Below are 22,581 nucleotides of genomic sequence, written 5' to 3' on the forward strand. Positions count from 1 at the left end.
GCGGCGCGGTGCCGGGATGCGGGCCGGCGACGTGAAGGGACGAGGATGGCATGAAGATCTGCATTTACGGCGCCGGCGCGATCGGCGGGCACCTGGCCGCCCGCCTGGCGAAGGGCGGCGCGGAGGTGAGCGTCGTGGCGCGCGGCGCGCAGCTCGCGGCGATCCGCGAGCGCGGGCTGACCGTGCGTGCCCCGGACGGAGATCTGCACTGCCGGCCCGCGGCCTCCGACGATCCCGCCGCGCTGGGCCCGCAGGATGCGGTGATCGTGACGGTGAAGGCGCCATCGCTGCCCCAGGTGGCGCAGGGGATAGGCCCGCTGCTGCGCGAGGACACGGCCGTCGCCTTCGTCATGAACGGCATCCCCTGGTGGTACTTCGACCATCACGGCGGATCCCTGGAGGGACGCCGGCTGCCGGAACTGGACCCCGGCGATGCCGTCCGGACGGCGGTGGGCCTGGGGCGTACCGTCGGCGGCGTCGTCTATTCCGCCTGCACCGTGATCGAGCCCGGGGTCATCGTCACCGAGCATGCCAATAACCGCGTCTTCCTCGGGCGGCCGGATGGCGGCCCCAGCCCGCAGGCCGAGGGCATCGCGGCGGCGCTGCGCGGCGGCGGATTCACCTCGAAGGTGGTGGACGACATCCGGCGCGAGATCTGGGCCAAGCTGCTGGGCAACCTGACCAGCGGCCCGATCTGCGTCCTGACCCGCCATCCGCTGCTGACGGCGCTGGAGGAGCCGGCCATCGTGGCGGCACGCTCCGCCATCGCGCGGGAAGGCGTGGCCATCACCAAGGCCCTGGGCCTGGAGCTGCCGGCCGAGACCATGGCGACGATCGAGGGCTTCCGCGGCAGCCGCCACAAGCCCTCCATCCTGCAGGACCTGGAGCTGGGCCGGCCGATGGAGGTCGATGCGCTGCTCAACGTGCCGCTGCAGCTCGCGCGCATGGCGAAGGTGGAGACGCCGACCCTCGATCTCCTGGTCGCGATGGTGCGGAAGGTGGCGGAATCGGCCGGGCTCTACCGGCCCGCCGCCTGAGCCCCCGGGAGGGGGCGGGGCAGGGCGGTCTGCCCCATCACCCACCCCTCCCAGCGCCGCACCCAGGGGTCCTCGGGCACGAAATCCGGCCGAAGGCCGTCCAGCACGCCGATCAGGCCAAGCAGGCCAAGCAGGCTGTCCAGCCGGTCCTCCCCGGCGGCATCGGCGCCGAACCCCGCCTCGATGGCCTCGGCGAGCCCCGCATCCGGCACGGCCGAGGCCCTGGCCAGCGCCTCGTGCAGGGCCGGCGCGGCCTGGCGGCGGGCCGGCCAGGACCGCTTGCTGCCGGCCAGCCGCACGCCGACGTGGCGCATCGCCTCCGCGGGATAGACTTCGGCCAGCACCAGCCGGCCCGGCGCCAGCAACGCGTGCACCCCGCCCTCGAAGGGCCAGAGCGCATAGGGCGCGCCGCCCGCCAGCGCGGGCGCCAGCCAGTCCCGCCACGCGCCGATCGCCGCCTTGCCCGTCTGGTTCGCCCCCAGGGTCCAGAACAGCGGCGCCCCGGCCGGCCGCTCCGCCGTGGCCCGGTCGCAGAGGCGCGACAGGCCGTCCGGCCCGCCCAGCCCCAGGGCGGCGGCGTGGCTCGCCCGCGTCATGCCACGGACCCCGCGCGCCGGGTAGAAGGGGCTGTCGCGCGACACCGCCTCCAGCGTGGCCGCCACGGACCAGAAGCCGGGCCGGGCCGTCAGGCCGCGCAGGAAGGCCGGGAAGTCCGCCTCCGGAAGCCCTGCGGCATAGGCGCGCGGCAGGCCCAGCGGCAGGTCCAGGCCCAGCACCGCCGGCGCCCCGTGCGACATCAGCCCGGCGGCCAGCAGGAAAGGGTCTCCCACCGGCCGGGGTGCGGAGAGATGCCAGGCCGCCCCCTGCCGCCGCGCCAGCGTGGCCCAACGTTTGCGCGGATCGGCCGACCAGTCCGCATGCGCAGCGATCAGATCCATGCCAGGATGCCCCGATGCGCTACACGGCGACGGCACGGCTGCTGCACTGGCTGACCGTGGCACTGCTGCTGATCCTGGGGAGCCTCGGCCTCTGGATCACGCGCGCCGAACCGGCCGATGAAGAATTCAAGCTGAAGCTCTACAATATCCACGAAAGTATTGGAATTGCGGTTTTTGTGCTGACCGTGATGCGCCTGGCATGGCGCGTGGCCCACCCGCCGCCGCCCTTGCCGGCGGATCTGGCGGCGGTGCTGCGCCTCGCCGCGCACATGACCCACGCAGCCCTCTACGCGCTGCTGCTGACCATGCCGGTCGTGGGCTTCCTGGCCACGAATGCCTGGGGCTTTCCCCTGACCTGGTTCGGGCTCGTTCCCATCCCCTCGCCGATCGGGCGGGACGAGACCTGGGCGCCCATCCTGTCGGCGGCCCATGGCTGGATGGCGCTGGCCCTCGCCGGGCTGGTCGCGCTCCATGCCGGCGCCGCGCTCTGGCACCATCTGGTCCGGCGCGACGACACGCTGCGCCGGATGCTGCCCGGATAGCCCTATTTGAGCGGGCGCTGCGCCCGCTCCATCAGCCGGTCGAACAGCGCGCGGGCCTTGCCCGGCGGCTTGGCCGGGGCGGCAGGGGCCACGGCCTGGGCCGTGGCGCGCTCCCGTTCCTTCGACGTCAGCCACTTCTCCAGGCTCATGCCCGCCTTGGCTGCGCGCTTCGCCTCGTAGGCGCGCTGTCCCTCGGTCAGCCGGCGCTCCGGACCCGCCATGAATGCTCTTCCCCTGTCGCGCCGATGCCAGCCGGCGCCCCTCTGCCCCGGCGCCGGCGGGCCATGCTGGGGCCCACGGCACGCCGCTCCGCCGCGTCTTTCGCGCGACGGCCGGCATGGGGCAAGGGGCGGGCTTGCATCGCAGGCGGCCCGGGTCCACGGGAGGGGCATGGAACCCCGTGTCAAAGCTGGCATCTGGACCTCGATGGCCCTGCGGCTGGGCGATTCCGCCGGCCGTCCCGGGATGGTGCTGCGCAAGGGCGATCCGGATAGCGGCGGCATCCTCTGCGTGCTGTTGGGACGGGACGGGCAGCTCTGCGTCCTGTCCCAGGTCCGGGACGCCGACGGCCGGCCTGCCTGGATCCGCGGCACCGGGCCGGCCCCGGTCGATCAGGCGGCCGCCGATGCCTATGTCGAGCGGCAGGTGAAGCGCGACCCGGACCTCTGGGTGCTGGAGTTCGAGGCCCCGGACCTTCTCCCGCCGTTTGAGGCCAAGCTTCTATAACCTTGTTCCTGAAGCCTTCCTGACGGATCGCTAGCGGTCGGTCAGGCGCAGCTCGATGCGCCGGTTGCGGGCCAGTGCCTCGGGGGAATCCCCTTCGTCCAGGGGCTGGTTCTCGCCGAAGGCGGTGGCCGCCACCCGGCGCGCCGGCAGGCCCTCGTTGATCAGCAGCTGCGCCACCGCGATGGCCCGCGCGGCCGAAAGCTCCCAGTTGGACGCGAAGCGCCCGCCACCGCGGATCGGTGTCCGGTCGGCATGGCCATCCACCCGCAGGATCCAGTTCACCTCCGGCGGGATCTGCGCCGAGAGCTCGCGCATCACGCCCGCGATCTGGCGGATCTGCTGCTGGCCGGCGGCGGACATGTCGGCGCTGCCCACGGGGAACAGCACCTCCGACTGGAAGACGAAGCGGTCGCCGACGATCCGCACCTCCGGCCGGTCGCCCAGCACGTCGCGCAGCCGGCCGAAGAAGTCGCTGCGGTAGCGCTGCAGCTCCTCCACCCGCGCGGCGAGGGCGACGTTCAGCCGCGCGCCGAGCGAGGCGATCTGCGCGTCCTTGTCACGCCCCGACGCCTCCTGGGCCTCCAGCGCCGCCGCGACCCGCTGCAACTCGGCGCGCAGGGCATCGAGCTGCTGCCCCAGCAGCGCCGCCTGGGCGCGGGCACTCTCGGCGAGGCGGCCGTACTCCTGGGCCTGGGCCTCGGCGCTGCGCCTTCCCTCGGCGGCGGCGGTCGCCTGGCGTCGGGATTCGGTCACCAGCACCTCGGCCGCGGTCCGCCGGCGCTCCTCCTCCTCCGCCCGGGCCAGCGCCTGCTGCGCCTCCCGCTCCAGCCGGTCGCGCAGGGCGGTGAGGGCCTGCACCTGCTGCGACAGGGTCGCGAGATCCGACAGACGGGCCTCGATGGTCTTCGCATCGGCCTGCACCTGCCGGTCCAGGCGCGCCGCCTCCTCGCGCAGGGCCGCGAGGGCGCGCTGCGCCTGCTCCTGCGCCGCCCGCGTCTCCGCCAGGCTGCGCTCGACCTGCTGGCGGGCGCCCCGCTCCTCGGCCAGGGATCGTTCCGTCTGTTGCCGCGCGGCCTGGGCCTCGGCCAGGGAACGCTCCGCCTGCTGGCGGGCCGCCTGTTCCGCGGTCAGGCTGCGGGCCGTCGTGGTGCGCTCGCGCAGTGCCTGGGCCGTCTCGCCGCCCGCGGCCTCGACCCGCGACAGGGCTTCCGCGAGCCGCCGCTCCAGGCTGGCGATCCGCTCGCCCGTGCCGCGGCCCGACAGCTCCGCATCGGCAAGGCGCGCGGCCAGCCCGTCGCGCTCTCCGCGCAGCGCATCGCGCTCCGCATCCAGCCGGTCCCGCTCCGCCCGCAACCCGGTCAGGTCGCGCTGCGCCGCCTCCCGCGCGGCGATGGCCGCCTGCAGCTCCTGCTGCGCCCGGCCCAGGCTGCTGCGCAGGTCCTGGGTCTGTCCGCGTTCCAGGGACAGCAGCTCGGCCAGCTCCGCGACCTGGCGGTTGAGCCGGTCCAGCGCCCGGTCGCGGGAGGACAGGGCCACCGAGAGGAAGCCCTGCGCCAGCACGAAGACCAGCAGCACGAAGATGATGACCATCAGCAGCGTGGACAGCGCGTCCACATAGCCGGGCCAGGCGTTCAGCCCCTCGCGCGATCCCCGGCGGCCGCTCCCCAGCGCCATGGTGCGCCCTCAGCCCCGCCCGGCCGGATGCGGCATGGCCGGCCCGGTCACGATGGCGGCGCCTCCGCCAGCGCGGCGATGGTGCGCGCCAGCAGCTTGATCTCGCTGCGGATCTCCTGGGTCGACTGGGCCCGCCCCTGGGCGGCATCCTCCATCACCCGGGCGAGGTACAGCTCGATGTTGCGGAGGTGGTTGCGCGAGGCCTCGTCATGGCCCTGGGCATCGGCCATGCGCTGCAGCACCGGGGCGAGGGAGGCCTGGCTCTCCGCCACGCGCTGCATCAGCGTCTGCCTGGCGCGCATCTGGTCGGTCAGCACGCTCAGGCGTTCCGTCAGGGTGATGAGCGCCTGGCTGGCGGCGCCGCTGCGCTCCTCGCCGCGCGCCAGGATGCGCTGGAGGCCTTCCAGGTTCTCCGCCGTCTGTTCCAGCAGTGCCTGGACATAGGCCGGCACCGAGCCGCTTGCCTCGCCCTCGCCCCCCAGCACGCCGGAGGAGAGCCGGGTCACCCCGGCCAGCCATTCCTCCAACTCGTTGTAGAAGCGGTTCTGCGCCTGGCCCGCGGTCAGATCCATGAAGCCCAGGACCAGCGCGCCGGCGAGGCCCAGCATGGAGGAGGAGAAGGCCACCCCCATGCCGCGCAGCGGCTGTGCCAGCCCCGACTTCAGTTGGTTGAACAGGGCGTTCAGATCGCCGGAGCCGACGGACATGCCGTTGATGACCTCGGCCACCGACCCGATGGTGAGGATCAGGCCCCAGAAGGTGCCGAGAAGCCCGAGGAAGATCAGCAGCCCGGTCATGTAGCGCGACAGCTCGCGCGATTCGTCCAGGCGGGAGGCGATGCCGTCCAGCACGGAGCGCATCGCGGTGGTGGAGAGCATCAGCCGGTCGCGCTTCCGCCCGCCCTGGCTGGTCGCGAGCATCGAGGCCATCGGCGCCAGCAGGTGCGGCGCGGCGGGTTCCGGCTGCCCCGGGCGCGGATCGCGGAACGCCTCCAGCCAGTCCACCTCGCGCTTGAGCGACAGCACCTGGCGCAGCGTCCAGACCACGCCCAGCAGCAGCACGGCCAGGATGACCGTGTTCAGCACCAGATTCGCCTCGAAGGCGCCCAGCAGCGTGTCGGAGAGGACGGCGGCGATCCCCAGCACCACGGCCAGGAAGGCCAGCATGCGCAGGAGGTAGTGGGTCGGGCGGGTCATGGCGTGCGTGTCTGAGCGCCGGCCCGCGGCGCCGGGGGAGGCAGCAGGTCCAGGCTGTCCTGCGCCGGGGCCTCGGCGGCCGGATGGCCCATGGGCCGCAGGTCGATGCGGGTGCCGGGCAGGCCGCCCGCCTCCAGGACCGCCTTCAGCGCCTGGGCATGGGCGAGGCTGTTCCGCCGCGCGGTGGAGGCATCGTCGGCCGGGCCGGCGACGCGGGCGACCACGGTGACCCGGCCGGTGGTGCGGTCCGCCATGGCCCTGGCCAGCCGGCCGAGCGCGCGCGCATCCGCGCCCTCCGCGATGCCCTGCCCCAGGCTGCCCTGCAGGCGCCATCCGCCCTCGGGGAGCGGAACGAAATCCGTGGGCAGGGGGATGTCGCCGAATCGCACCAGCCCGGCCGAGGCCGTGGCCGGCGCGGCATCGGGCGAGAGCACGGGCGGTGCCGGCGGGGCGGCGGCGGGGGCGGGGGGCACGGCGAGCGGCGGCACGATCTGCGCCAGCCCGGCGGCGGTCCCGCCCAGCACCAGCAAGGTGGCCAGCATGGCGGCCACACCGGCGGCCTGCACCGTGCGGCGAGACGGGTCGCGGAAGCGGAGCATGATGGCCTGCAAGCTAGAGCAGTTCGCGCCCTGCCGGAAACGGTCGGGCGGATGGCGGGGCCGGAAAAACCACGGTGCCGGCGGTTTTCCCGCGCGCATGGCCCGGGAGATCCGGCCGTGGCCGCGGGGTTGCCGGGGTCAGGCCCCGGCCTTGGCGCTGGCCACGCGGGTCACGCCCTCGGCCACGGCCTCGCGCAGGGGGCCGTGCATGTGGGTGTTGCCGGCGACGATGTTGCCGCCCGGGCTGGGGCCGGCCCAGGCGTCGCCGCCCTCGGGGTCGGTGACGTAGCCGCCCGCCTCGCGCACCATCACGATGCCCGCGGCGAAGTCCCAGGGCTTGAGGCCCAGCTCCCAATAGCCCTCGTACCGGCCGGCGGCGGTCCAGGCGAGGTCGAGCGCGGCGGCGCCGAAGCGCCGGATGCCGGCCACCTGCGGCATCAGCCGCGCCAGCGTGGCCGAGAACTCGGCGCGCTTCGGCACGTTGGCGAAGGGGATGCCGGTCGCGAAGACGGATTCGCGCATCTCGCGCCGCGCGGAGACGCGCAGGCGGCGGTCGTTGAGGAAGGCGCCGACGCCCTTCTCCGCCCAGAACAGCTCGTCGGCGGCCGGGTTGTAGATCACGCCGGCCACGACTTCGGAGCTGTTCTCGCCGGTCCGCTTCTCGATGCCGATGCTGATCGCCCAGTGCGGCAGGCCGTGCAGGAAGTTGGTGGTGCCGTCGAGCGGATCGACCACCCAGCGCCACTCCCAGTCGGCATCGCCGCTCGCGCCGCTCTCCTCCATCAGGAAGGCGAAGCCGGGGCGGGCGCGGGAGAGTTCCTGGCGCAGCGTCTCCTCGGAGCGCAGGTCGGCCTGGGAGACGAAGTCGCCCGGCCCCTTCATGTTGACCTGAAGGTTCTCCACCTCGCCGAAGTCGCGCAGCAGCCGGCGGCCGGCCTTCTGGGCGGCCTGGACGACGACGTTGAGGGCGGGGGACAGGCGGGCGCTCGTGCGCATCGGGGCATCTTCCTGGCGCGCCCCGGACCGCGATGCGCCCGGCGGGGCGCGGCCGTCCGGGTGCGGTGTGCTGGGTGGGACCGGGGGCCGGGACGGGGCCGGCCCGCCCCGGATGCCGGGTCGTGCCGCGGCGCGCGGCGGGGCCGCGCGGCGGCGGCGGGCCTCAGCCCTTGGCGCGCTCGACGTAGGAGGCGTCCTCGGTGCGGACCACGATCTTCTCCCCGGTGGAGATGAAGGGCGGCACCATGGTCTTCACGCCGTTGCTGAGCAGGGCGGGCTTGTAGGAGGAGGTGGCGGTCTGGTTCTTCACCACCGGGTCGGCCTCCGTCACCTCCAGCACCACGCTGTCCGGCAGGTCCATGGAGACCGGGTCGCCCTCGATCAGACGGACATTGACGGTCATGTTCTCGACCAGGAAGGGCAGGCGCTCGCCCAGGATGTCCTTGGGCACGGTGGTCTGCTCGAAGGTCTCCGGGTCCATCAGGATCAGCCCGTCGCCCTCGGCATAGGAGAAGGTGAACTCCTTGTCCTCGGTCGTCAGGCGCTCGACGGTGTCCTGGGTGCGCCAGCGCTGGTCCTTCTTGGTGCCGGTCTTCACGTCGCGCATCTCGACCTGGATCACGGCCGCGCCCTTGCCGGGGGTCATGATGTTGATCTTGAGCACGGACCAGCGGCGGCCCTCGAACTCGATCACCTGGCCAGGGCGCATCTGGTTGGCCTGCTGCTTCGCCATGGGGGCGCGTCGTCCTCGGTCTCGGAACGGGAAAGGAGCGGGCGGACCCCCGGGGAGCCCGCGCTGAGGGGCGGCGTTTAGACGCGCGCGGCGGTTCGGGCAACCGCGGCGGCGCCGGGGCCGGGTCGCGGCCGGCGCAGGCAGGGCATGATGTTCCGTCTTGGCATCGGGTCGCCGGCGCGCAGGATGCGGGGGATGAGCCCATCGCGACGCCGATTCCTGATGCTAATCTGCGTTCTGCTGTCGGGGCTGGGGACGGCGGCGACGGGCGTCCTGGCGCTGCGGGCGCAGGGCCAGCTCCGCGCCTTCCTGGCGGCCTCCGCCACGGCGGAGGGGGAGGTGGCGGGCTACCGCGACCGCGCCGGCTCGCCGCAGCAGCGCTCGATCCACCGCACGACGAAGAGCCGGCCGGTCTTCCGCTACCGCGACGCGGCCGGGGTGGAGCGGGAGGCGGCCAGCGCCTGGAGCTTCGCGCGGGAGGATTACCCGGTCGGGCTGCGCCTGCCCGTCCGCTACGACGCCGCCGCGCATGCCCGTGCGGAGGCGGATGGGCTCTGGGCGCTCTGGAGCGGGGTCGTGGCGCTGTGGGGGGCGACGGCGCTGCTGGCCGGGCTGCTGGCGGCCGTCCTGCGCGCGGCCTTCCGCAGGGGCGGACCTGCGGGCGCGGCGTGACCGCCGGTGCCGCGCTGGGCGTGGTGTGCCACGGCGGCACGCCGCCCCGCCGGGACGACGCGCCGCCATGGGCGACGGGTCACTCCGGCTTGATGTTCCGGCGGCGGATGAGGTCGCCCCACTTCTGCGACTCCGCCGCGTAGTAGGCGGCGAACTCGTCCGGCATGCCGCCGACGACGTCGATCGAGAGCGGCTCCAGCTTGCTCCGCACCTCCTCCGACAGCATCACCTTGCGCGCATTCTCGGCCAGGGCCTGGATGATCGGCTGCGGCGTGCCGGCGGGGGCGAAGAAGCCGAAATCCGTGGTCGCGACGTAGCCGGGCATACCGCGCTCGGCCACCGTCGGCACGTCCGGCATCTGCTTGCTGCGCTCCTTGCTGGTGACGGCCAGGGCGCGCAACTCGCCCGCCTTCAGCGAGGGGATGGCGGTGACGGAGTCGACGAAGGACAGCGTGACCTCCTTCGCCATCACCGCCTGCACGCCCTGGGCGCCGGAGCGGTAGATGACGTGCAGCAGCTCGATCCCCGCCATCTCCTGGAGCAGTTCCACGCCCAGGTGGTTGGCCACCCCCGCGCCGGCCGAGCCGAAGGAGAGCTTGCCCGGCTGCGCCTTGGCGGCGGCGATCAGGTCCTCCAGCGTCTTCAGCTCGCTCTGCGGATGCACGCAGATGAACATGGCGTTGGAGGCCAGCATGCCGATCGGCGCCAGCGCCTTGGCGTTGTCGTAGGGCAGGGAGGGCAGCAGGAAGGGCGCCATGGCGAAGGTGCCGTTGGGCACCACGGCCAGGGTGTGCCCGTCCGGCCGCGCGCGGGCGAGCATGGCGACGCCCACCGTGCCGCTGGCGCCGGCGCGGTTGTCCACGACGAAGGAGCCGCCCATGGTCGTGCCCAGGAACTGGGCCAGCAGGCGGGCGACGAAATCGGTGGAGCCGCCCGGCGCGAAGGGCACGATCACGGAAACGGGGCGCGAGGGAAAGCCCGCGGCCTGCTGCGCGGCGGCAGGGCGGAGGGCGAGGGGGCCGAGCCCGGCACCGGCCAGCGCCGCCAGGGTGGTGCGTCGGTCGAGGGTCATGGAACGCTTGTCCTCCTGCGGCCTTCCGGAGGCCGTCTGGAGACTTGCATAACATAAATGTACCATCCGGTACATATTTCCTGTCATCCGCGCGGATGGCCGGGCAGGGGGACGGCCACATGGCAGACACCGGGACCATCCTGCGGGCGGGCTTCGCCTGGACCGCCGCGGCCCCCGCCGTGCTGGAGCGGCCGGAGCTGTGGATCGACGGCGGCCGCATCGCCTGGACCGGGCGCCAGGGGGAGCGTCCGGCCGAAGTCGGGCGGCGCATCCTCGACCTGGGCGACGCCTGGCTGCTGCCCGGCTTCATCGACGCGCACCTGCATCTCTGGGGGCTGGATCTCGCCGATCCCACGGCGCTCTGGACCTGGCCGATGGCCCTGCGCGCCGCCCGCGCCACGGCCGATCTGCGCCGCATGCTGGAGGCGGGGGTGACGGCGGTGCGCTGTCTTGGCGGGCCGCTGGGGCCACCGCTGGCCCGGGCGGTGCGCAGCGGCGCGGTGCCGGGGCCGCACATCGTGGCGGCCGGGGAGTTCATCTGCTCCCGCGCCGGCACCTGGGACCATGCCGCCTGGCCGGAAGGATGGGTGGAGGCGCTGGGCATGTTCGCCGATGGCGAGGCGGAATGCCGGCAGCGGGTGCGGCAGCGGCTGCGCCAGGGGGCGGACTTCATCAAGATCGGCGGCTCGGTGGGCGAGCACACGGACCTGCTGCGGCAATGGGGGAACGACCCCGGCCGGCAGCGACTCTCCTACGGCGATGCGGAGGTCGCGGCGCTGGTGGAGGAGGCGCACCGCCAGGGCCTGCGCGTCGCGACCCACGCCATCGGGGAGGCGGCGGTGCGGCAGGCCCTGGATGCCGGGGTGGACAGCATCGAGCACGGGCACGGCATCACCGAGGAGACCTGCCGCCGCCTCGCGGAGTCCGGGGCGCTGCTGGTGCCGACGCTGGCGCTTCCGGCGCTGCGGGCCCGCCACGGCGCCGCGCAGGGGCTGCGGCCGGAGGCCGTCGCGGCCTGGGCCGGGCATGCCGAGGTGCAGCGGCGCTCGCTGGAGCTCGCCGTGCGGCACGGCGTGCGGCTGGCTGCGGGGACGGATTTCGTCGGCCCGCCCGGCACCCCGCTCGGCCCCAGCATGGTGGAGCTGGAGCTGATGGTCGAGGCGGGGATGGCTGCGGAGCAGGCGCTGACGGCGTGCTTCGTCGGCGGGCGGGAGGCGTTGGGGATGGCCGACCGGATCGGGGCCCTGGCCGAGGGGTATTCGGCCGACCTCGTGGCGCTGCCCGGCGATCCACGGGCGCGGATCGGCCTGGTGCGGCAGCCGGTCTTCGTGATGAAGGAAGGCGTGGTCTACCGCGACGAATCCGGCGCGGCGTGCCGGTAGGGCGCGCCGTCCAGCGGCCGTTCCACCACCCATCCGCCGCCATCGGGCGACGCGAATTCCGGCCCGATCGGCGCCTTGCCGCCGCCGCCCGGCGTGTCCAGCGCATAGACCGGCCAGGCGAGCCCGGTGACCCGGCCGCGCAGGGCGCGCAGCAGGGCGCGGCCCTCGGCGATCGGCACCTCGAAGCGCGCCGTCCCCGGCGCCCGGTCGAGCTGGTGCAGGTAATAGGGTTTTACCCGCGCGGACAGCATGGCGCGGAACAGGGCCTCCAGCCCCTCCGCGCTGTCGTTCACCCCGCGCAGCAGCACGGACTGCCCCAGCAGCACGGCGCCGGCGGCGTGCAGCCGGCGCAGCGCGTCCCGGGCCTCGGGCGTGAACTCCCGCGCGTGGTTGGCGTGGACGCAGAGGTAGAGGGCCGTCCCCGTCTCCAGCGCGGCGCAGAGCGCCTCCGTCACCCGGCCCGGATCGGCCACGGGGACCCGCGAATGGAGGCGGATGACCTCGATGTGCGGCATGGCCGAGAGTCGCGTCAGGATCACCCCGAGCCGGCGCGGCGAGAGCATCAGCGGGTCGCCGCCGGTCAGGATCGCCTCGCGCAGCGTCGTCGTGCGTTCGAAATAGCCCAGCGCGGCGTCCAGCTCCGCCTCGCCCAGCACCCCGCCATCCGGCCCCACCTGCTCCCGCCGGAAGCAGAAGCGGCAATAGACCGGGCAGGCCAGCAGCGGCTTCAGCAGGGCGCGGTCCGGATAGCGGTGGACTACGCCTTTCACAGGGGAGTGCGGGTGGTCGGCGGTCGGGTCCTCCAGCTCCAGCGGGTGGGTGTCCCGCTCCGCCGGGTGGGGGACGTATTGCGCGGCGATGGGGTCGGCCGGGTCGGCCGGGTCGATCAGCGCCGCCACCGCCGGGGTGATGGAGACGGCGTAGCGCTCCGCCACCTGGCGCAGCGCGGGCAGGGCCTGCGGCGGGGCGAGGCCGGCCGCGACCACCGCCTCCGCGCTGCGGAGCGTGCGGCCCGGGGAGGCGAGGACCGGCGGGGGAGGGAGGGAGCCGTCGGGCATGGTCCGGCGCAGGTAGCCCCGGGGGGCGGGGGCGACAACCGCCGCCGCGGACGGGTCCGGTGCCGGCGCGGCGCGGGCGGCGTATGGAAGGGCCCATGCCCCCCTTTCCGCCCTGGCACCCCGGCAGCCTCGCCGCCCGCCTGCCCGCCCTGCGCCGCCGCGCCGCGCTGACGGCCGACACCCGCGCCTTCCTGGAAGCGCGCGGCTACGTGGAGGTGGAGACCCCCGCCCTGGTCCCGGCCCCGGGGATGGAGGTGCACCTGCACGGCTTCGCCAGCCGCTTCGAACCGCATCTGGGGCAGGGGGAGGCGCGGACGTTGTGGCTGCGCACCTCGCCGGAGCTGGCGATCAAGCGGCTGCTGGTGGCGGGGGTGGGGCCGTGCTTCGAGCTGGCGAGGGTCTGGCGCAACGGCGAGGTCTCCGCCCGCCACGCGCCGGAATTCACCATGCTGGAGATCTACCGCCCCGGCGCCGGCATGGCGGCGCTGGCCGAGGAGGTGGAGGCGTATCTCCGCGCCGTGCTGCCGCCGCGCGTCGCCCATGCCGGGGTGGAGACGGACCTGACCCTGCCCTTCGAGCGGATCACCGTCGCCGACGCCTTTGCCCGCCATGCCGGGGGGCTCGACATCCTGGCCACGGTGGAGGCCGCGACGGCCGAGGGCGACGCCGCCACCCTGCACGCCGCCGCCCGCGCGGCCGGGCTGGCGGCGCCGGAAGGTCTGGGCTGGGAGGACCTGTTCTTCCACCTGATGCTGGAGCATGTGGAGCCGCATCTGGGCCGCGCCCGCGCCACCATCCTGACCCACTGGCCGGCGCCCCAGGCGGCGCTGGCCCGGCGCGATCCCGCCGACCCGCGCGCCGCGCTGCGCTTCGAGGTCTATGCGGCCGGGCTGGAGCTGGGCAACGCCTTCGACGAGCTGACCGACGCCGCCGAGCAGCGCGACCGCTTCGCGCGCGACGTGGCGGAGCGGGAGCGGCTCTACGGCCCGGGCTGGGGCGTGGACGAGGACTTCCTGGCGGCGCTGGAGCAGGGGATGCCCGCGACCTCCGGCATCGCGCTGGGCTTCGACCGGCTGGCGATGCTGGCCGCGGGCGTCGGGGAGATCGCCCAGATCCGCTGGCTGGGCGACTTCCCCTATCGCTGAGGCAGCAGCGCCCGCGCCTCCGCGTCGCGTTCCAGCGGCCAGGCGTAGAAGTTGAAGACATAGGGGTCGGACGCGGCGAAGACCGCCGGGTCCGGGCTCGCCCGCTGCATCGTCGCGCGGTCCAGCGCCGCCGCCGGATGCCAGCGCCCGTCGAGCGCGAAGCAGACGGCATAGTCGAGCGCATCGAGGAAGGCTGGCACCGCCCAGGTCGCGCCCTCCCGGTGCCGCTCCTCCAGCTCCAGCGTCAGGACGGGGCGGCAGCGGCGCAGCGTGGCGCGGGCGCCGGAAAGCACCTCGTACTCCGCGCCCTCGGCATCGAGCTTGATGGCGGTGACGTCCTCCAGGCCGAGGGAGTCGAGCGTCGCCACCGGCACCTCCACCCGCTCCACCGCCACATGCGGGAAGGACCCGTAGTCCTTCGCGGTCGAGGCCCACTGCTCCTGCGCCACCCCGTCGAGCACGGGCACGGAGAGGCTCAGCCGCCCGGGCGCCGCGCCCAGCGCCTCCGGCCGAGGCTCCACCGGCAGCCCGGCGCAGGCGGCGCGCAGCCGGGCGAAGGCCGCCGGCAGCGGCTCGAAGGCCAGCACCCGGGCGCCGGGCAGCCGGGACAGCGGCACGGCCAGCAGCCCGTCATGGGCGCCCACATCCACGATCCGGCCGGGCCGGTGCAGGCGGGTCAGGAAATGCAGCTCGTCCATGCCCCGCTCGTCGCACCGCCAGGGCCCGCGGGCAACCTGCCCCGCCTCAGGCGGTGGTGCGGGTCGTGCCCTGGCGGGTGACGAGGAGCTGGTTGACCCGGAAGCCCTCCACGTCGACCACCTCGAAGGTGAAGCCCCCCGCCTCGACCTTGTCCGCCTTGCGCGGAACCCGCCGCAGCAGGTGCATCACGAAGCCGCCGGCGGTCTCATAGGGGCCGTCGGCCAGATCGGGCGAGGCGCCCAGCGCCTGGATCACGTCGCCGATCGGGGCGATGCCGTCCACCAGCCAGGAGTTCTCGTCGCGCGGGACGATCGCCCGCTCGTCGAACGGATCGGCCAGGCCGCCCACCAGGGCCGCCAGCACGTCCTTGTAGGTGACGACGCCCACCACCAGCGCGTACTCGTTCACCACGACGGCGAAGCCCGCCTTCTGCGCCTCGAACTGGTACAGCACCTCCCAGAGGTCGAGCGTGTCCGGCACCAGCGGCGCGTCGCGGCGCAGCTTCGCGGGGTCGAAGGCGCCCGGCCCTTCCCCCAGCACAGCCGCCAGCACGTCCTCCGCCCGCGCCAGGCCGATCACCCGGTCGAGGGTGCCGTCGCAGACGGGGTAGCGGGAATAGGGATGGGCGCGGACCCGCTCCTGCCAGACGGCGGGCGATTCCTGGAGGTTGAGGTAGACCACCTCGTCGCGCGGCGTCATGGCGGAACCCGCGGTGCGCTGGCGCAGGGCCAGGACGTTCTCGATCAGCCGGTGCTCGTCCTCGTCCAGCGTGCCGGAGGTCACCCCGGCGGCCAGGGTGGCGCGCAGCTCCTCGGCCGTGACCACCTCGGCGGCGGAGGTCGTGGGCAGCCCCAGCAGGCGGAGCAGCGCATCCGCCATCCAGCCGAAGACGACGACCAGCGGCCGCAGCACCTGCACCGCGAGCGCCGGGAACCAGCCGACCCGCAGCGCGACGGCCTCCGGCGCCTGCATGGCGATCCGCTTCGGCACCAGGTCCGCGAGCAGGACGAACAGGCCAGTGACCAGGGCGAAGGACAGGACGGAGCCGGCGGTCCCGGCCGTGCCCGGCTCCACGCCGAGTCGGATGAGGCCGGCGGTGAAGGGCGGGCTCAACATGCCCTCGCCGACCACGCCGCCCAGCACGCCGACGGCGTTGAGGCAGATCTGGATGGCGGTGACCACCGCCGCAGTGTCGCTCCGCAGGGCGAGGAACCGGGCGGCGCGCGTATCCCCGTCCTGCGCCAGGGCGCGCAGCCGCGTCTCGCGTGCCGCGGCGAAGGAGATCTCGGCCAGGGAGATGACGATGCTGACGGCGACGAGCAGCAGCGTCAGGAGGAGACCGAACAGGATGTCCAAGAGCGTACCGCCTCGCGGGCTTGCCTGCCCCGGGCTCATGCACCACGGGCCGGGTGGGCGGCAAGGCGCGGCCGGATGACGCCCCGCGACGCCGTCCGGCGGTGGCGTCGCGGTTCACCTCCGCGCCATGACCTGTACCATGGGGCCATCCCGCCGACCCATGACCGCCGAGGTGACCGAACCATGCGCCTGACCCGAAGGACCGCCGTCACGGCCGGGCTTGCCGGAACCGTGTCCGCGTTGCTGCCGTACCGCGACGCGTCCGCGCAGGCCCCGTCGAAGGGCGGCACGCTGAACGTGCACTACAGCTTCGAGCAGCGCGTGCTGAACCCCGCCATCCGCGCCGGCGTCGGCGTGAACATGGTCGCGAGCAAGATGATCGAGCCGCTCGTCGATCTCGGCACGGACGGGCAGATCGTGGGCGTGCTGGCGACCTCCTGGTCCGCTTCGGAGGACGGCAGGAGCATCGCCTTCCGCCTGCGCGACGGCGTCGCCTGGCACGACGGCAGGCCCTTCACCGCGGCCGACGTGCAGTACAACGCGATGGAGCTGTGGCGGAAGCACCAGAACTACGGCACCCAGCTGCACCGCGACCTGGAGGCGGTGGACACGCCGGATGCGCGGACGGCGGTGTTCCGCTACGCCCGGCCCATGCCGCTCGACCTGATGCTGCGCGCGCTGTGCGACCTCGGCTACGTCGTGCCGCGCCACCTCTACGAAGGCAGCAACCCGCTGGAGAATCCGGCCAACACCGCGCCGGTCGGCACGGGACCGTTCCGCTTCACGCGATACGAGCGCGGGCAGTACGTCTCGGTGGAGCGGAACCCGTCGTACTGGCGGCAGGACGCTCCGCATCTCGATCGCATCTTCTGGCACATCATCCCGGACAAGGCGGCGGCCGCGGCGGCGCTGGAGACGGGACGGCTGCACCTCAGCACCTACTCCACCCTCGCCCTGTCGGACCTGGACCGGCTGGCCAAGGACAGCCGCTTCGAGGTTTCGGGCCGGGGGCTGGACGGCAACTCGATCAACAACACCGTCGGCTTCAACCTGCGCCGGAAGGAGCTGTCGGATGTCCGCGTGCGGCGCGCCATCGCCCATGCGATCGACGTGCCCTTCTTCATCGAGAACTTCCTCTACGGCTTCGGGCGGCCCGCGACCGGGCCGATCCCCTCCGTCGCCAAGGCCTTCTACCCGGGCGGGGAGCCGCCCTATCCCTTCGACCGGGCCCGGGCGGAACGCCTGCTCGACGAGGCGGGATACCGCAAGGACTCGCGGGGTCAGCGCTTCCGGCTGAAGATCGTGCCGATCCAGAACGGCGAGGACGTCCCGCTCTTCGCGACCTTCGTCCAGCAGTCGCTGCGCCCCATCGGCATCGAGGCGGAGATCGTGAACTACGACTATGCCGGCGCGATCAATGCCGTGAACCGCGACTGGGACTTCGACCTGGCGCTGGACTGGCACCGCTTCCGCGGCGATCCCGCCATCTCCACCACCGTCTGGTACACATCCGGCTCTCCGAAGGGCGCGCCCTGGACCAACCAGTTCGGCTGGGTGAACGAGCAGGCGGACGAGCTGGCGGCGCAGGCGGCCTCGGCGCTCGATCCGGCGCGGCGCAAGGCGCTCTATGCCGAATGGGTGGCGCTGGTGAACGCCGAGCTGCCCGTCTGGATGGCGACCGAGCGCCAGGAGGTGGCGGCCACGGACAAGCGCGTGCGCAACCACCACAACACGCCGCGCTGGGACTCCAGCGACTATCACGACACCTGGCTGGCCGGCTGATCCGGCGCGGCAGGACGCCGCCCCTCAGCCCTCCGCCGCGGCGGCAATGGCGGCGTTCATCGCCCGCACGCCCGCCGCGGGCCCGTCGGGGTGGTTCCACACCGCCCCGACCACGGCGAGGAAGTCGGCGCCTGCCTGCACAAGGGGGGCGCAGTTCGCCGCGGTGATGCCGCCGATGGCGACGCTGGGCACCTCCATCACCTCGCTCCACCAGCGCAGCAGCTCCGGCTCCGCATGGTGGACGACCTGCTTGGTGTCCGTGGGGAAGAAGGCGCCGAAAGCCACGTAGTCCGCGCCCAGCTCGCCCGCCTCCATCGCCAGGTGCCGGCTGTCGTGGCAGGTGATGCCGAGGATGCGCTCGCCCAGCAGCGCCCGCGCCGCCGCGTGGTCGCCGTCCTCCTGCCCCAGATGCGCGCCGTCGCAGCCGGTGGCGATGGCGAGGTCGGCGCGGTCGTTGAGCAGGAAGGCCACGTCCCGCGCCTGCGCCACCGGGCGCAGCCTGTCCGCCGCGCGCCGGATCGCGTCGTCGGAGACGTCCTTGAGGCGCAGCTGCACGCAGGCGACGTCGCCGGCATCCAGGGCCCGTGCCAGCATGTCCGCGAAGCCGGCCGGATCGAGCGCGGGCGGGGTGACGAGGTAGAGGCGGCAGTCGGGCTGGGCCATGGTGTCCCCTGGATGCATGGCCTCCCGTCCCACGGCAAGGCCCGGAGCCGCTCTCATTCCGGTCGCGTCATTCCAGCGCAAGGCCCAGGAAGGCGATGCCGATCCGGCGGCGATCGTCGCCCAACCCGAGCTCCGCCGGGGCGTAGAGCCGGTCGAGGAGCAGCTCGATGCGATGGGTGGCGCCCGGACGCAGGCTCTCGCCGGCGATGACGATGGCCGTGGCCCCGTCGCGGGTGAAGCGCTCGGTGGCGACCGGGGCGCCGTCCAGCAGCACGCGCAGCACACGGGGATGGACGGTGGCCCCGAATGGCGCCATCAGCCGGAGCGTCAGGGACCGGTCCTCGGTCCGCAGCCCAGGGGCAATGCCCAGCTCCAGCACGGCACGGCGCGCCGACGACCAGGTACCCGTCGCCTCGTGCGGATGCCAGCCGGCCCGCAGCAGCGACCCGCAGCGGCCCGTGACCGGATCCCGGGCCAGCTGGGCCGGGATGGCCGCGAGCACGGGCGGCGGCGGCATGTGCAGGCAGGAGCGGTTCAGGGCGATGTAGCGTTCGGCATAGTCGTGGCCGACGCGGGGCTGCAGCGCCAGGGACAGGGCCGTCACATGGATGCCGATGGCGGCCGTCAGGACGGCGGCGGGCAGCACGAAACGGCGGTCAGACCATCGCGAAGGCGCCACGGTACCACATCCACAATCCCCAGCCGTGCGCGGCGGCCAGGAGGAGGAAGACACCGCCGCGCAGGGTCGGCGGCAGTCGCCGTACCAGGTCCCAGACGGCCAGGATCAGGAAGGGGTTGGTCAGCATGTAGCGCTGGATGCCGATCAGCCCGATCGGGAAGCCCGTGCTGAGGGGGACGACCAGCGTGGCGGTCAGGATCGCCGTCTCCAGCCAGCGCCGCGTCCAGGCCAGCCAGGCGATGACCAGCAGCGAGGCCATGGCGATCAGCGCGGCGAAGAGCTCGCTGCGCCTGACGGCGACGTTCCCGGTCAGCCGGTCGAGGTCGTTCGCGCGCAGCCCGTGGATCAGCGTCGCGATGGGATTCTCGAAGCCATGGCCCCAGGCGACCTGGACATGCACGAAGGCGAGCGCATCGCCGATGTGGCGGTGCAGGAAGATCATGAAGCCGGCGACGCCCAGCCCGCCCAGGGCGCCGAAGGCCACCGCCTGGAGCAGCGCGAGGCCCGCCTCCTGCCGGTCCGCCGGCGCCCTGGCGCGGAGGAGGCGGAACAGGGGCGGCAAGGCGACGGCCAGCGCGGCCAGCGCGACGACGACCACGCCGTTCGGCCGCGTCGCGGAGAGCAGCGCCGCGGCGATTCCCGCCAGCAGCCATCGCCCGGAACGCCACAGCAGCAGCATGGCCAGCAGCAGCGTGTTGAACAGGGCCTCGGTCAGCGGGGCGGAGAGGTAGAAGCTGGCCGGCCAGACGAGCAGGAACAGCGCGAGCTCGGTGGGCCCGGCCCAGCGGGGGTCGGTGCGCTGGGTCTGCTGCGACCACAGGATGGCGAGCCCGACGAAGGCGGCGAGCAGGATGCCGTTCAGGACCAGCCCGGCCTGGATATGGCCGAGCCAGCTTCCCGGCGCGACGGCCGAGAGCAGCAGCGGGAAGGCGGGGAAGAACGGCCAGTTGGCCCGGTCAAAGGCGTCCGGCAGGGGCTCGATCTGGTAGCCGCCATGCGCGACCGAGACGTACCAGCCGCAGTCCCACTGGCACATGGCGGCGGCCAGCCCCCCGAAGGGCACGGCAGCGGCGGCATAGGCGAGGTAGCGGAAGGCCAGCGCGAGCGCGACGAGGGCCAGCGGCAGGGCGAGGGCGGTGGCGGCAGCGGGAAGGTGGAGACGGATGCCGTCGCCACCGGTCAGGATCGGGCTGGCCGGGGCGACGGAGTCGGTGCGTCGCCCCGACGCGGCGGACATCAGCTCTTGTAGACGTCGATGATGTCGGACAGCAGCTTCAGGGCGTCCGGCTTGGCGCGCTGGAAGGCGTTGCGGCCCATGATGGAGCCGTTGCCGCCGCCCGCGTGGATGCCCTTGGCCATCTCCACCATCGCCTCGTGGGTGCCGGCCTCGCCGCCCGAGAAGATGACGATGCGGCGGCCGCCGAAGCAGGCCTGCACCACGTGCTTGATGCGGCCGGCGAGGGTGCCGATGTCGGGAACCGGCGCCTTCTCGTAGGTCTTCTTCGCGGCGTCGAGCGAGATCGCCTCGGTCGGCGGCTTCACCTTGATGATGTGGGCGCCGAGCAGCGCCGCCATGTGCGCCGCATAGGCGCAGATGTCGAGCGCGGTCTCGCCGACCTTGTCCAGCATCGGGCCGCGCGGATAGGACCAGACCACGACGGCGAGGCCGGCCGCCTTGGCCTCCTCGGCGAGCACCCGCAACTCCTCCATCATCTCGAACTGGTACTCGGAGCCCGGATAGATCGTGAAGCCGATCGCCGAGCAGCCGAGCCGCAGCGCATCCGCCACGGAGCCGGTGACCGCCTGGTCCTTGGTGGTGGAGAGGCTGTTGGAGGAGTTGACCTTCAGGATGGTCGGGATGGTGCCGGCATAGGTGGCGGCCCCGGCCTCGATCATGCCGAGCGGCGCGGCATAGGCGTTCAGCCCGGCCTCCAGCGCCAGCTCGAAGTGGTAGCGCGGGTCGTAGCCGGCAGGGTTCGGCGCGAAGGAGCGGGCCGGGCCGTGCTCGAAGCCCTGGTCCACCGGCAGGATCACCAGCTTGCCCGTGCCGCCCAGCTTGCCCTGCATCAGGATGCGGGCGAGGTTACCCTTGGTCCCGGGGTTGTCGCTCTCGTACCAGGAGAGGATCTCCTTCACCTGCGGCGTGAGCTGCATTTGTCGTCCTTTTCGAACCATCCCAGGATGACGCGGCGTTTAGCCGAGGGTGGCCGTCCTGTCATCCTTGCCCATGGCGTGACGCGGCGCGTCCGGCCGGCCGGGGCATTGCCGCCTTATGCCGCGTCCGGCCCGGCCCCGCCAGACAGCCAGGCGAGCAGCCGGGCCCGGACCGCCGGCCGGCGCAGGTCGAGCCCGTCCAGGTCGAAGGCCTCGGGCCGCGCTGCCAGCAGCCGGGCCCCCACCGCCGCGGCCGCGCCCGCGACCTGGTCCCGGCCGGGCGCCATGGCCTCCAGCACCAGCAGGCGCCAGCCGCGCCGCAGGGCGTCGAGGGCCAGCCCGGCGGAGGCGCCGCAATCCAGCGCCGCGGTCATCGGAACGCCCGGGACCCGCGCCGAGGCGGCGGCAAACATGGCGGCGACCACCCCCGCGCCGGGCCAGGCGGCGGCGCCGGGCGCGGACAGCAGCAGCACCCCCGGCACCCCCGGCCCGGCCCCCGCCGCCAGCGCCGCCTCGGCCTCCGCGACGCTTCGCACCACCACCGCCCGCATCCGCATCCGCCCCGTGCCGCCGCGCCGGCGGCCAGCATGGCGGCCCGCGCGTGGCGGCGGAACGTTGACCCCTCGGCCCCGCCGTGCCTATTGCGCCAAGATTTCACGCAGTCGGAGTGCGGATGGCGGATCGGTTGGACCAGGCCACGGCACGGCTCGAGGCGGCGGTCGAGCGGCTGGCGGCCGTGGCGGCGCGGCCACGCAACACGGCATCCGAGGCTGAGGTGGCGGAGCTCAGCCGGCGGCTGGACGCGACCCTGGCCCGGCTGCGCCTCGCCCTGGCGCGCGACGAGGCGGAGGACAGCCCCGAGGAGCCGGACGAGCTGGCCGAGAGCCTGCCGGACGAGGCGGTGGGCGAGACGGCCGGGCAGGGGGAGCAGCCCGGCCAGGAGCCAGGCGATACGATGCGAGAGCGGGGGGCTTAGGGCATTGGGTCAGGTCACGGTACGCGTCGGCGGCTACAGCCACCCCGTCTCCTGCGAGGATGGGCAGGAGGCGCACCTGGTCTCCCTGGCCGCCGAGGTGGACCGGCGCGTCGCCTCCGTCCGCGCCATGGGCGGGCAGTTCGGCGAGAACCGCCTGCTCCTGCTCGCGGCTCTGCTGCTGGCGGACGAGGTGCACGACCTGCGGGTGGAACTGTCCCAGGCGCGCTCCGGCCAGCCGACGCTCGACAACCCTCTCCTCGCCGACCGCCTGTCCCGCGTCGCGGAGCGGATCGAGGGCATTGCCGCCAACCTGGAGCGGCCCTAACTAGGGTGGGCGGGGCTGCCGGTCGCGCCAGGTATCTCATCCCCGGGGCCAATGTGCATCCTCCGGGAGCTGGCTCTGTCCGGACCGTGGTCCGGGTATCTGGTGCCCACCTGCGTCAGCAGGCCTTGGGAGGATGAATCGCCAGCGGTCTCGGTGGCTCCGCACCGTTCCTTCCCG

The 22,581-nt window shown here is 73.8% G+C and carries 25 protein-coding genes and 1 other RNA gene; 10 read left to right on the forward strand and 16 right to left on the reverse strand.

Annotated elements, in window-relative coordinates:
• The first annotated feature begins 50 nt into the window (after positions 1 to 50).
• Positions 51 to 1,037: a ketopantoate reductase family protein gene (locus tag LPC08_RS08395; RefSeq protein WP_230452246.1), complete on the forward strand. Its 987-nt coding sequence runs from the start codon at positions 51 to 53 to the stop codon at positions 1,035 to 1,037.
• Here LPC08_RS08395 and LPC08_RS08400 read toward each other — a convergent pair.
• Positions 1,019 to 1,975 (reverse strand): hypothetical protein, encoded by a 957-nt coding sequence (locus LPC08_RS08400; protein WP_230452247.1) that lies wholly within the window; start codon positions 1,973 to 1,975, stop codon positions 1,019 to 1,021. The genes LPC08_RS08395 and LPC08_RS08400 overlap by 19 nt on opposite strands.
• Before the next feature lie 14 nt (positions 1,976 to 1,989).
• Between LPC08_RS08400 and LPC08_RS08405 the strand changes: the two genes are divergently transcribed.
• Positions 1,990 to 2,517, forward strand: coding sequence for a cytochrome b (locus LPC08_RS08405; RefSeq protein WP_230452248.1), 528 nt, complete (start codon positions 1,990 to 1,992; stop codon positions 2,515 to 2,517).
• A gap of 2 nt (positions 2,518 to 2,519) precedes the next feature.
• Here the strand turns inward: LPC08_RS08405 and LPC08_RS08410 are convergent, their stop codons facing one another.
• A complete protein-coding gene (locus LPC08_RS08410) occupies positions 2,520 to 2,738 on the reverse strand; it encodes a hypothetical protein (RefSeq protein ID WP_230452249.1) in 219 nt (72 codons plus the stop codon).
• Positions 2,739 to 2,907: 169 nt separating this feature from the next.
• Here LPC08_RS08410 and LPC08_RS08415 point away from each other — a divergent pair, with 169 nt between their 5' ends.
• Entirely contained in the window at positions 2,908 to 3,243 is a 336-nt protein-coding gene (locus LPC08_RS08415) for a DUF1491 family protein (RefSeq protein ID WP_230452250.1), read from the forward strand.
• 30 nt (positions 3,244 to 3,273) lie between these two features.
• Here the strand turns inward: LPC08_RS08415 and LPC08_RS08420 are convergent, their stop codons facing one another.
• The 5 genes from LPC08_RS08420 to efp form a co-directional block, all read right to left on the reverse strand.
• Positions 3,274 to 4,917, reverse strand: coding sequence for a peptidoglycan -binding protein (locus LPC08_RS08420; protein ID WP_230452251.1), 1,644 nt, complete (start codon positions 4,915 to 4,917; stop codon positions 3,274 to 3,276).
• Between the two features lie 47 nt (positions 4,918 to 4,964).
• Positions 4,965 to 6,113, reverse strand: a complete 1,149-nt coding sequence (locus LPC08_RS08425; RefSeq protein WP_230452252.1) for a MotA/TolQ/ExbB proton channel family protein — start codon at positions 6,111 to 6,113, stop codon at positions 4,965 to 4,967.
• Positions 6,110 to 6,712, reverse strand: coding sequence for a hypothetical protein (locus tag LPC08_RS08430; RefSeq protein WP_230452253.1), 603 nt, complete (start codon positions 6,710 to 6,712; stop codon positions 6,110 to 6,112). The genes LPC08_RS08425 and LPC08_RS08430 overlap by 4 nt, the downstream gene beginning before the upstream one ends.
• A gap of 138 nt (positions 6,713 to 6,850) precedes the next feature.
• Positions 6,851 to 7,708, reverse strand: a complete 858-nt coding sequence (locus LPC08_RS08435) for an inositol monophosphatase family protein (RefSeq protein ID WP_230452254.1) — start codon at positions 7,706 to 7,708, stop codon at positions 6,851 to 6,853.
• Positions 7,709 to 7,871: 163 nt separating this feature from the next.
• Positions 7,872 to 8,441 carry an elongation factor P gene (gene efp / locus LPC08_RS08440; protein ID WP_230452255.1) on the reverse strand — a complete coding sequence of 190 codons (570 nt, stop codon included), beginning with the start codon at positions 8,439 to 8,441 and terminating at the stop codon, positions 7,872 to 7,874.
• 222 nt (positions 8,442 to 8,663) lie between these two features.
• Between efp and LPC08_RS08445 the strand changes: the two genes are divergently transcribed.
• Positions 8,664 to 9,113, forward strand: a complete 450-nt coding sequence (locus LPC08_RS08445) for a DUF3592 domain-containing protein (protein WP_230452256.1) — start codon at positions 8,664 to 8,666, stop codon at positions 9,111 to 9,113.
• Between the two features lie 79 nt (positions 9,114 to 9,192).
• Here the strand turns inward: LPC08_RS08445 and LPC08_RS08450 are convergent, their stop codons facing one another.
• Positions 9,193 to 10,185 (reverse strand): Bug family tripartite tricarboxylate transporter substrate binding protein, encoded by a 993-nt coding sequence (locus tag LPC08_RS08450; RefSeq protein WP_230452257.1) that lies wholly within the window; start codon positions 10,183 to 10,185, stop codon positions 9,193 to 9,195.
• Between the two features lie 119 nt (positions 10,186 to 10,304).
• On the opposite strand from LPC08_RS08450, the gene LPC08_RS08455 reads away from it, so the two are divergent.
• Complete coding sequence (locus tag LPC08_RS08455) at positions 10,305 to 11,567, forward strand: metal-dependent hydrolase family protein (protein ID WP_230452258.1); 1,263 nt, start codon at positions 10,305 to 10,307, stop codon at positions 11,565 to 11,567.
• On the opposite strand, the gene LPC08_RS08460 is transcribed toward LPC08_RS08455, so the two are convergent.
• Complete coding sequence (locus LPC08_RS08460; RefSeq protein WP_230452259.1) at positions 11,534 to 12,625, reverse strand: lysine-2,3-aminomutase-like protein; 1,092 nt, start codon at positions 12,623 to 12,625, stop codon at positions 11,534 to 11,536. The two genes, LPC08_RS08455 and LPC08_RS08460, sit on opposite strands and share 34 nt — an antisense overlap.
• 95 nt (positions 12,626 to 12,720) lie before the next feature.
• Here LPC08_RS08460 and epmA point away from each other — a divergent pair, with 95 nt between their 5' ends.
• On the forward strand, positions 12,721 to 13,770 hold the full coding sequence (gene epmA, locus LPC08_RS08465) for an EF-P lysine aminoacylase EpmA (RefSeq protein WP_230452260.1): 1,050 nt from the start codon (positions 12,721 to 12,723) through the stop codon (positions 13,768 to 13,770).
• Here epmA and LPC08_RS08470 read toward each other — a convergent pair.
• Positions 13,761 to 14,468, reverse strand: a complete 708-nt coding sequence (locus tag LPC08_RS08470) for an FkbM family methyltransferase (protein ID WP_230452261.1) — start codon at positions 14,466 to 14,468, stop codon at positions 13,761 to 13,763. The two genes, epmA and LPC08_RS08470, sit on opposite strands and share 10 nt — an antisense overlap.
• 46 nt (positions 14,469 to 14,514) lie before the next feature.
• Entirely contained in the window at positions 14,515 to 15,825 is a 1,311-nt protein-coding gene (locus tag LPC08_RS08475; protein WP_230452262.1) for a hemolysin family protein, read from the reverse strand.
• A 183-nt stretch (positions 15,826 to 16,008) separates the two neighbouring features.
• Between LPC08_RS08475 and LPC08_RS08480 the strand changes: the two genes are divergently transcribed.
• Positions 16,009 to 17,607, forward strand: coding sequence for an ABC transporter substrate-binding protein (locus LPC08_RS08480; protein ID WP_230452263.1), 1,599 nt, complete (start codon positions 16,009 to 16,011; stop codon positions 17,605 to 17,607).
• Between the two features lie 24 nt (positions 17,608 to 17,631).
• Here LPC08_RS08480 and thiE read toward each other — a convergent pair whose 3' ends face one another.
• The 5 genes from thiE to LPC08_RS08505 all read right to left on the reverse strand — a co-directional run bounded on the left by thiE (position 17,632) and on the right by LPC08_RS08505 (position 21,642).
• Complete coding sequence (thiE, locus tag LPC08_RS08485) at positions 17,632 to 18,270, reverse strand: thiamine phosphate synthase (RefSeq protein ID WP_230452264.1); 639 nt, start codon at positions 18,268 to 18,270, stop codon at positions 17,632 to 17,634.
• A gap of 67 nt (positions 18,271 to 18,337) precedes the next feature.
• Positions 18,338 to 18,949 (reverse strand): hypothetical protein, encoded by a 612-nt coding sequence (locus LPC08_RS08490; protein ID WP_230452265.1) that lies wholly within the window; start codon positions 18,947 to 18,949, stop codon positions 18,338 to 18,340.
• Positions 18,927 to 20,186: a hypothetical protein gene (locus LPC08_RS08495; protein ID WP_230452266.1), complete on the reverse strand. Its 1,260-nt coding sequence runs from the start codon at positions 20,184 to 20,186 to the stop codon at positions 18,927 to 18,929. The genes LPC08_RS08490 and LPC08_RS08495 overlap by 23 nt, the downstream gene beginning before the upstream one ends.
• A complete protein-coding gene (locus LPC08_RS08500; protein ID WP_230452267.1) occupies positions 20,186 to 21,103 on the reverse strand; it encodes a class I fructose-bisphosphate aldolase in 918 nt (305 codons plus the stop codon). The genes LPC08_RS08495 and LPC08_RS08500 overlap by 1 nt, the downstream gene beginning before the upstream one ends.
• A gap of 116 nt (positions 21,104 to 21,219) precedes the next feature.
• Positions 21,220 to 21,642: a hypothetical protein gene (locus tag LPC08_RS08505; protein WP_230452268.1), complete on the reverse strand. Its 423-nt coding sequence runs from the start codon at positions 21,640 to 21,642 to the stop codon at positions 21,220 to 21,222.
• A 134-nt stretch (positions 21,643 to 21,776) separates the two neighbouring features.
• On the opposite strand from LPC08_RS08505, the gene LPC08_RS08510 reads away from it, so the two are divergent.
• The 3 genes from LPC08_RS08510 to ssrS all read left to right on the forward strand — a co-directional run bounded on the left by LPC08_RS08510 (position 21,777) and on the right by ssrS (position 22,568).
• The gene (locus LPC08_RS08510; protein WP_230452269.1) at positions 21,777 to 22,079 is read left to right on the forward strand and encodes a hypothetical protein; all 303 of its coding nucleotides are present in this window, start codon (positions 21,777 to 21,779) and stop codon (positions 22,077 to 22,079) included.
• A gap of 4 nt (positions 22,080 to 22,083) precedes the next feature.
• Positions 22,084 to 22,404 (forward strand): cell division protein ZapA, encoded by a 321-nt coding sequence (locus LPC08_RS08515; RefSeq protein WP_230452270.1) that lies wholly within the window; start codon positions 22,084 to 22,086, stop codon positions 22,402 to 22,404.
• Positions 22,405 to 22,413: 9 nt separating this feature from the next.
• Positions 22,414 to 22,568: non-coding RNA, 6S RNA (gene ssrS / locus LPC08_RS08520), on the forward strand.
• Positions 22,569 to 22,581: the final 13 nt, after the last annotated feature.

It is taken from the genome of Roseomonas sp. OT10 (assembly GCF_020991085.1).
In the GTDB taxonomy this organism is placed as follows: domain Bacteria; phylum Pseudomonadota; class Alphaproteobacteria; order Acetobacterales; family Acetobacteraceae; genus Roseomonas; species Roseomonas cutis.

Excerpts from the sequence above, each read along its gene's own strand:
- LPC08_RS08395 (WP_230452246.1), top strand. The coding sequence starts at position 51 with ATGAAGATCTGCATTTACGGCGCCGGCGCGATCGGCGGGCACCTGGCC.
- LPC08_RS08400 (WP_230452247.1), bottom strand. The coding sequence starts at position 1,975 with ATGGATCTGATCGCTGCGCATGCGGACTGGTCGGCCGATCCGCGCAAA.
- LPC08_RS08405 (WP_230452248.1), top strand. The coding sequence starts at position 1,990 with ATGCGCTACACGGCGACGGCACGGCTGCTGCACTGGCTGACCGTGGCA.
- LPC08_RS08410 (WP_230452249.1), bottom strand. The coding sequence starts at position 2,738 with ATGGCGGGTCCGGAGCGCCGGCTGACCGAGGGACAGCGCGCCTACGAG.
- LPC08_RS08415 (WP_230452250.1), top strand. The coding sequence starts at position 2,908 with ATGGAACCCCGTGTCAAAGCTGGCATCTGGACCTCGATGGCCCTGCGG.
- LPC08_RS08420 (WP_230452251.1), bottom strand. The coding sequence starts at position 4,917 with ATGGCGCTGGGGAGCGGCCGCCGGGGATCGCGCGAGGGGCTGAACGCC.
- LPC08_RS08425 (WP_230452252.1), bottom strand. The coding sequence starts at position 6,113 with ATGACCCGCCCGACCCACTACCTCCTGCGCATGCTGGCCTTCCTGGCC.
- LPC08_RS08430 (WP_230452253.1), bottom strand. The coding sequence starts at position 6,712 with ATGCTCCGCTTCCGCGACCCGTCTCGCCGCACGGTGCAGGCCGCCGGT.
- LPC08_RS08435 (WP_230452254.1), bottom strand. The coding sequence starts at position 7,708 with ATGCGCACGAGCGCCCGCCTGTCCCCCGCCCTCAACGTCGTCGTCCAG.
- efp (WP_230452255.1), bottom strand. The coding sequence starts at position 8,441 with ATGGCGAAGCAGCAGGCCAACCAGATGCGCCCTGGCCAGGTGATCGAG.
- LPC08_RS08445 (WP_230452256.1), top strand. The coding sequence starts at position 8,664 with ATGCTAATCTGCGTTCTGCTGTCGGGGCTGGGGACGGCGGCGACGGGC.
- LPC08_RS08450 (WP_230452257.1), bottom strand. The coding sequence starts at position 10,185 with ATGACCCTCGACCGACGCACCACCCTGGCGGCGCTGGCCGGTGCCGGG.
- LPC08_RS08455 (WP_230452258.1), top strand. The coding sequence starts at position 10,305 with ATGGCAGACACCGGGACCATCCTGCGGGCGGGCTTCGCCTGGACCGCC.
- LPC08_RS08460 (WP_230452259.1), bottom strand. The coding sequence starts at position 12,625 with ATGCCCGACGGCTCCCTCCCTCCCCCGCCGGTCCTCGCCTCCCCGGGC.
- epmA (WP_230452260.1), top strand. The coding sequence starts at position 12,721 with ATGCCCCCCTTTCCGCCCTGGCACCCCGGCAGCCTCGCCGCCCGCCTG.
- LPC08_RS08470 (WP_230452261.1), bottom strand. The coding sequence starts at position 14,468 with ATGGACGAGCTGCATTTCCTGACCCGCCTGCACCGGCCCGGCCGGATC.
- LPC08_RS08480 (WP_230452263.1), top strand. The coding sequence starts at position 16,009 with ATGCGCCTGACCCGAAGGACCGCCGTCACGGCCGGGCTTGCCGGAACC.
- thiE (WP_230452264.1), bottom strand. The coding sequence starts at position 18,270 with ATGGCCCAGCCCGACTGCCGCCTCTACCTCGTCACCCCGCCCGCGCTC.
- LPC08_RS08495 (WP_230452266.1), bottom strand. The coding sequence starts at position 20,186 with ATGTCCGCCGCGTCGGGGCGACGCACCGACTCCGTCGCCCCGGCCAGC.
- LPC08_RS08500 (WP_230452267.1), bottom strand. The coding sequence starts at position 21,103 with ATGCAGCTCACGCCGCAGGTGAAGGAGATCCTCTCCTGGTACGAGAGC.
- LPC08_RS08510 (WP_230452269.1), top strand. The coding sequence starts at position 21,777 with ATGGCGGATCGGTTGGACCAGGCCACGGCACGGCTCGAGGCGGCGGTC.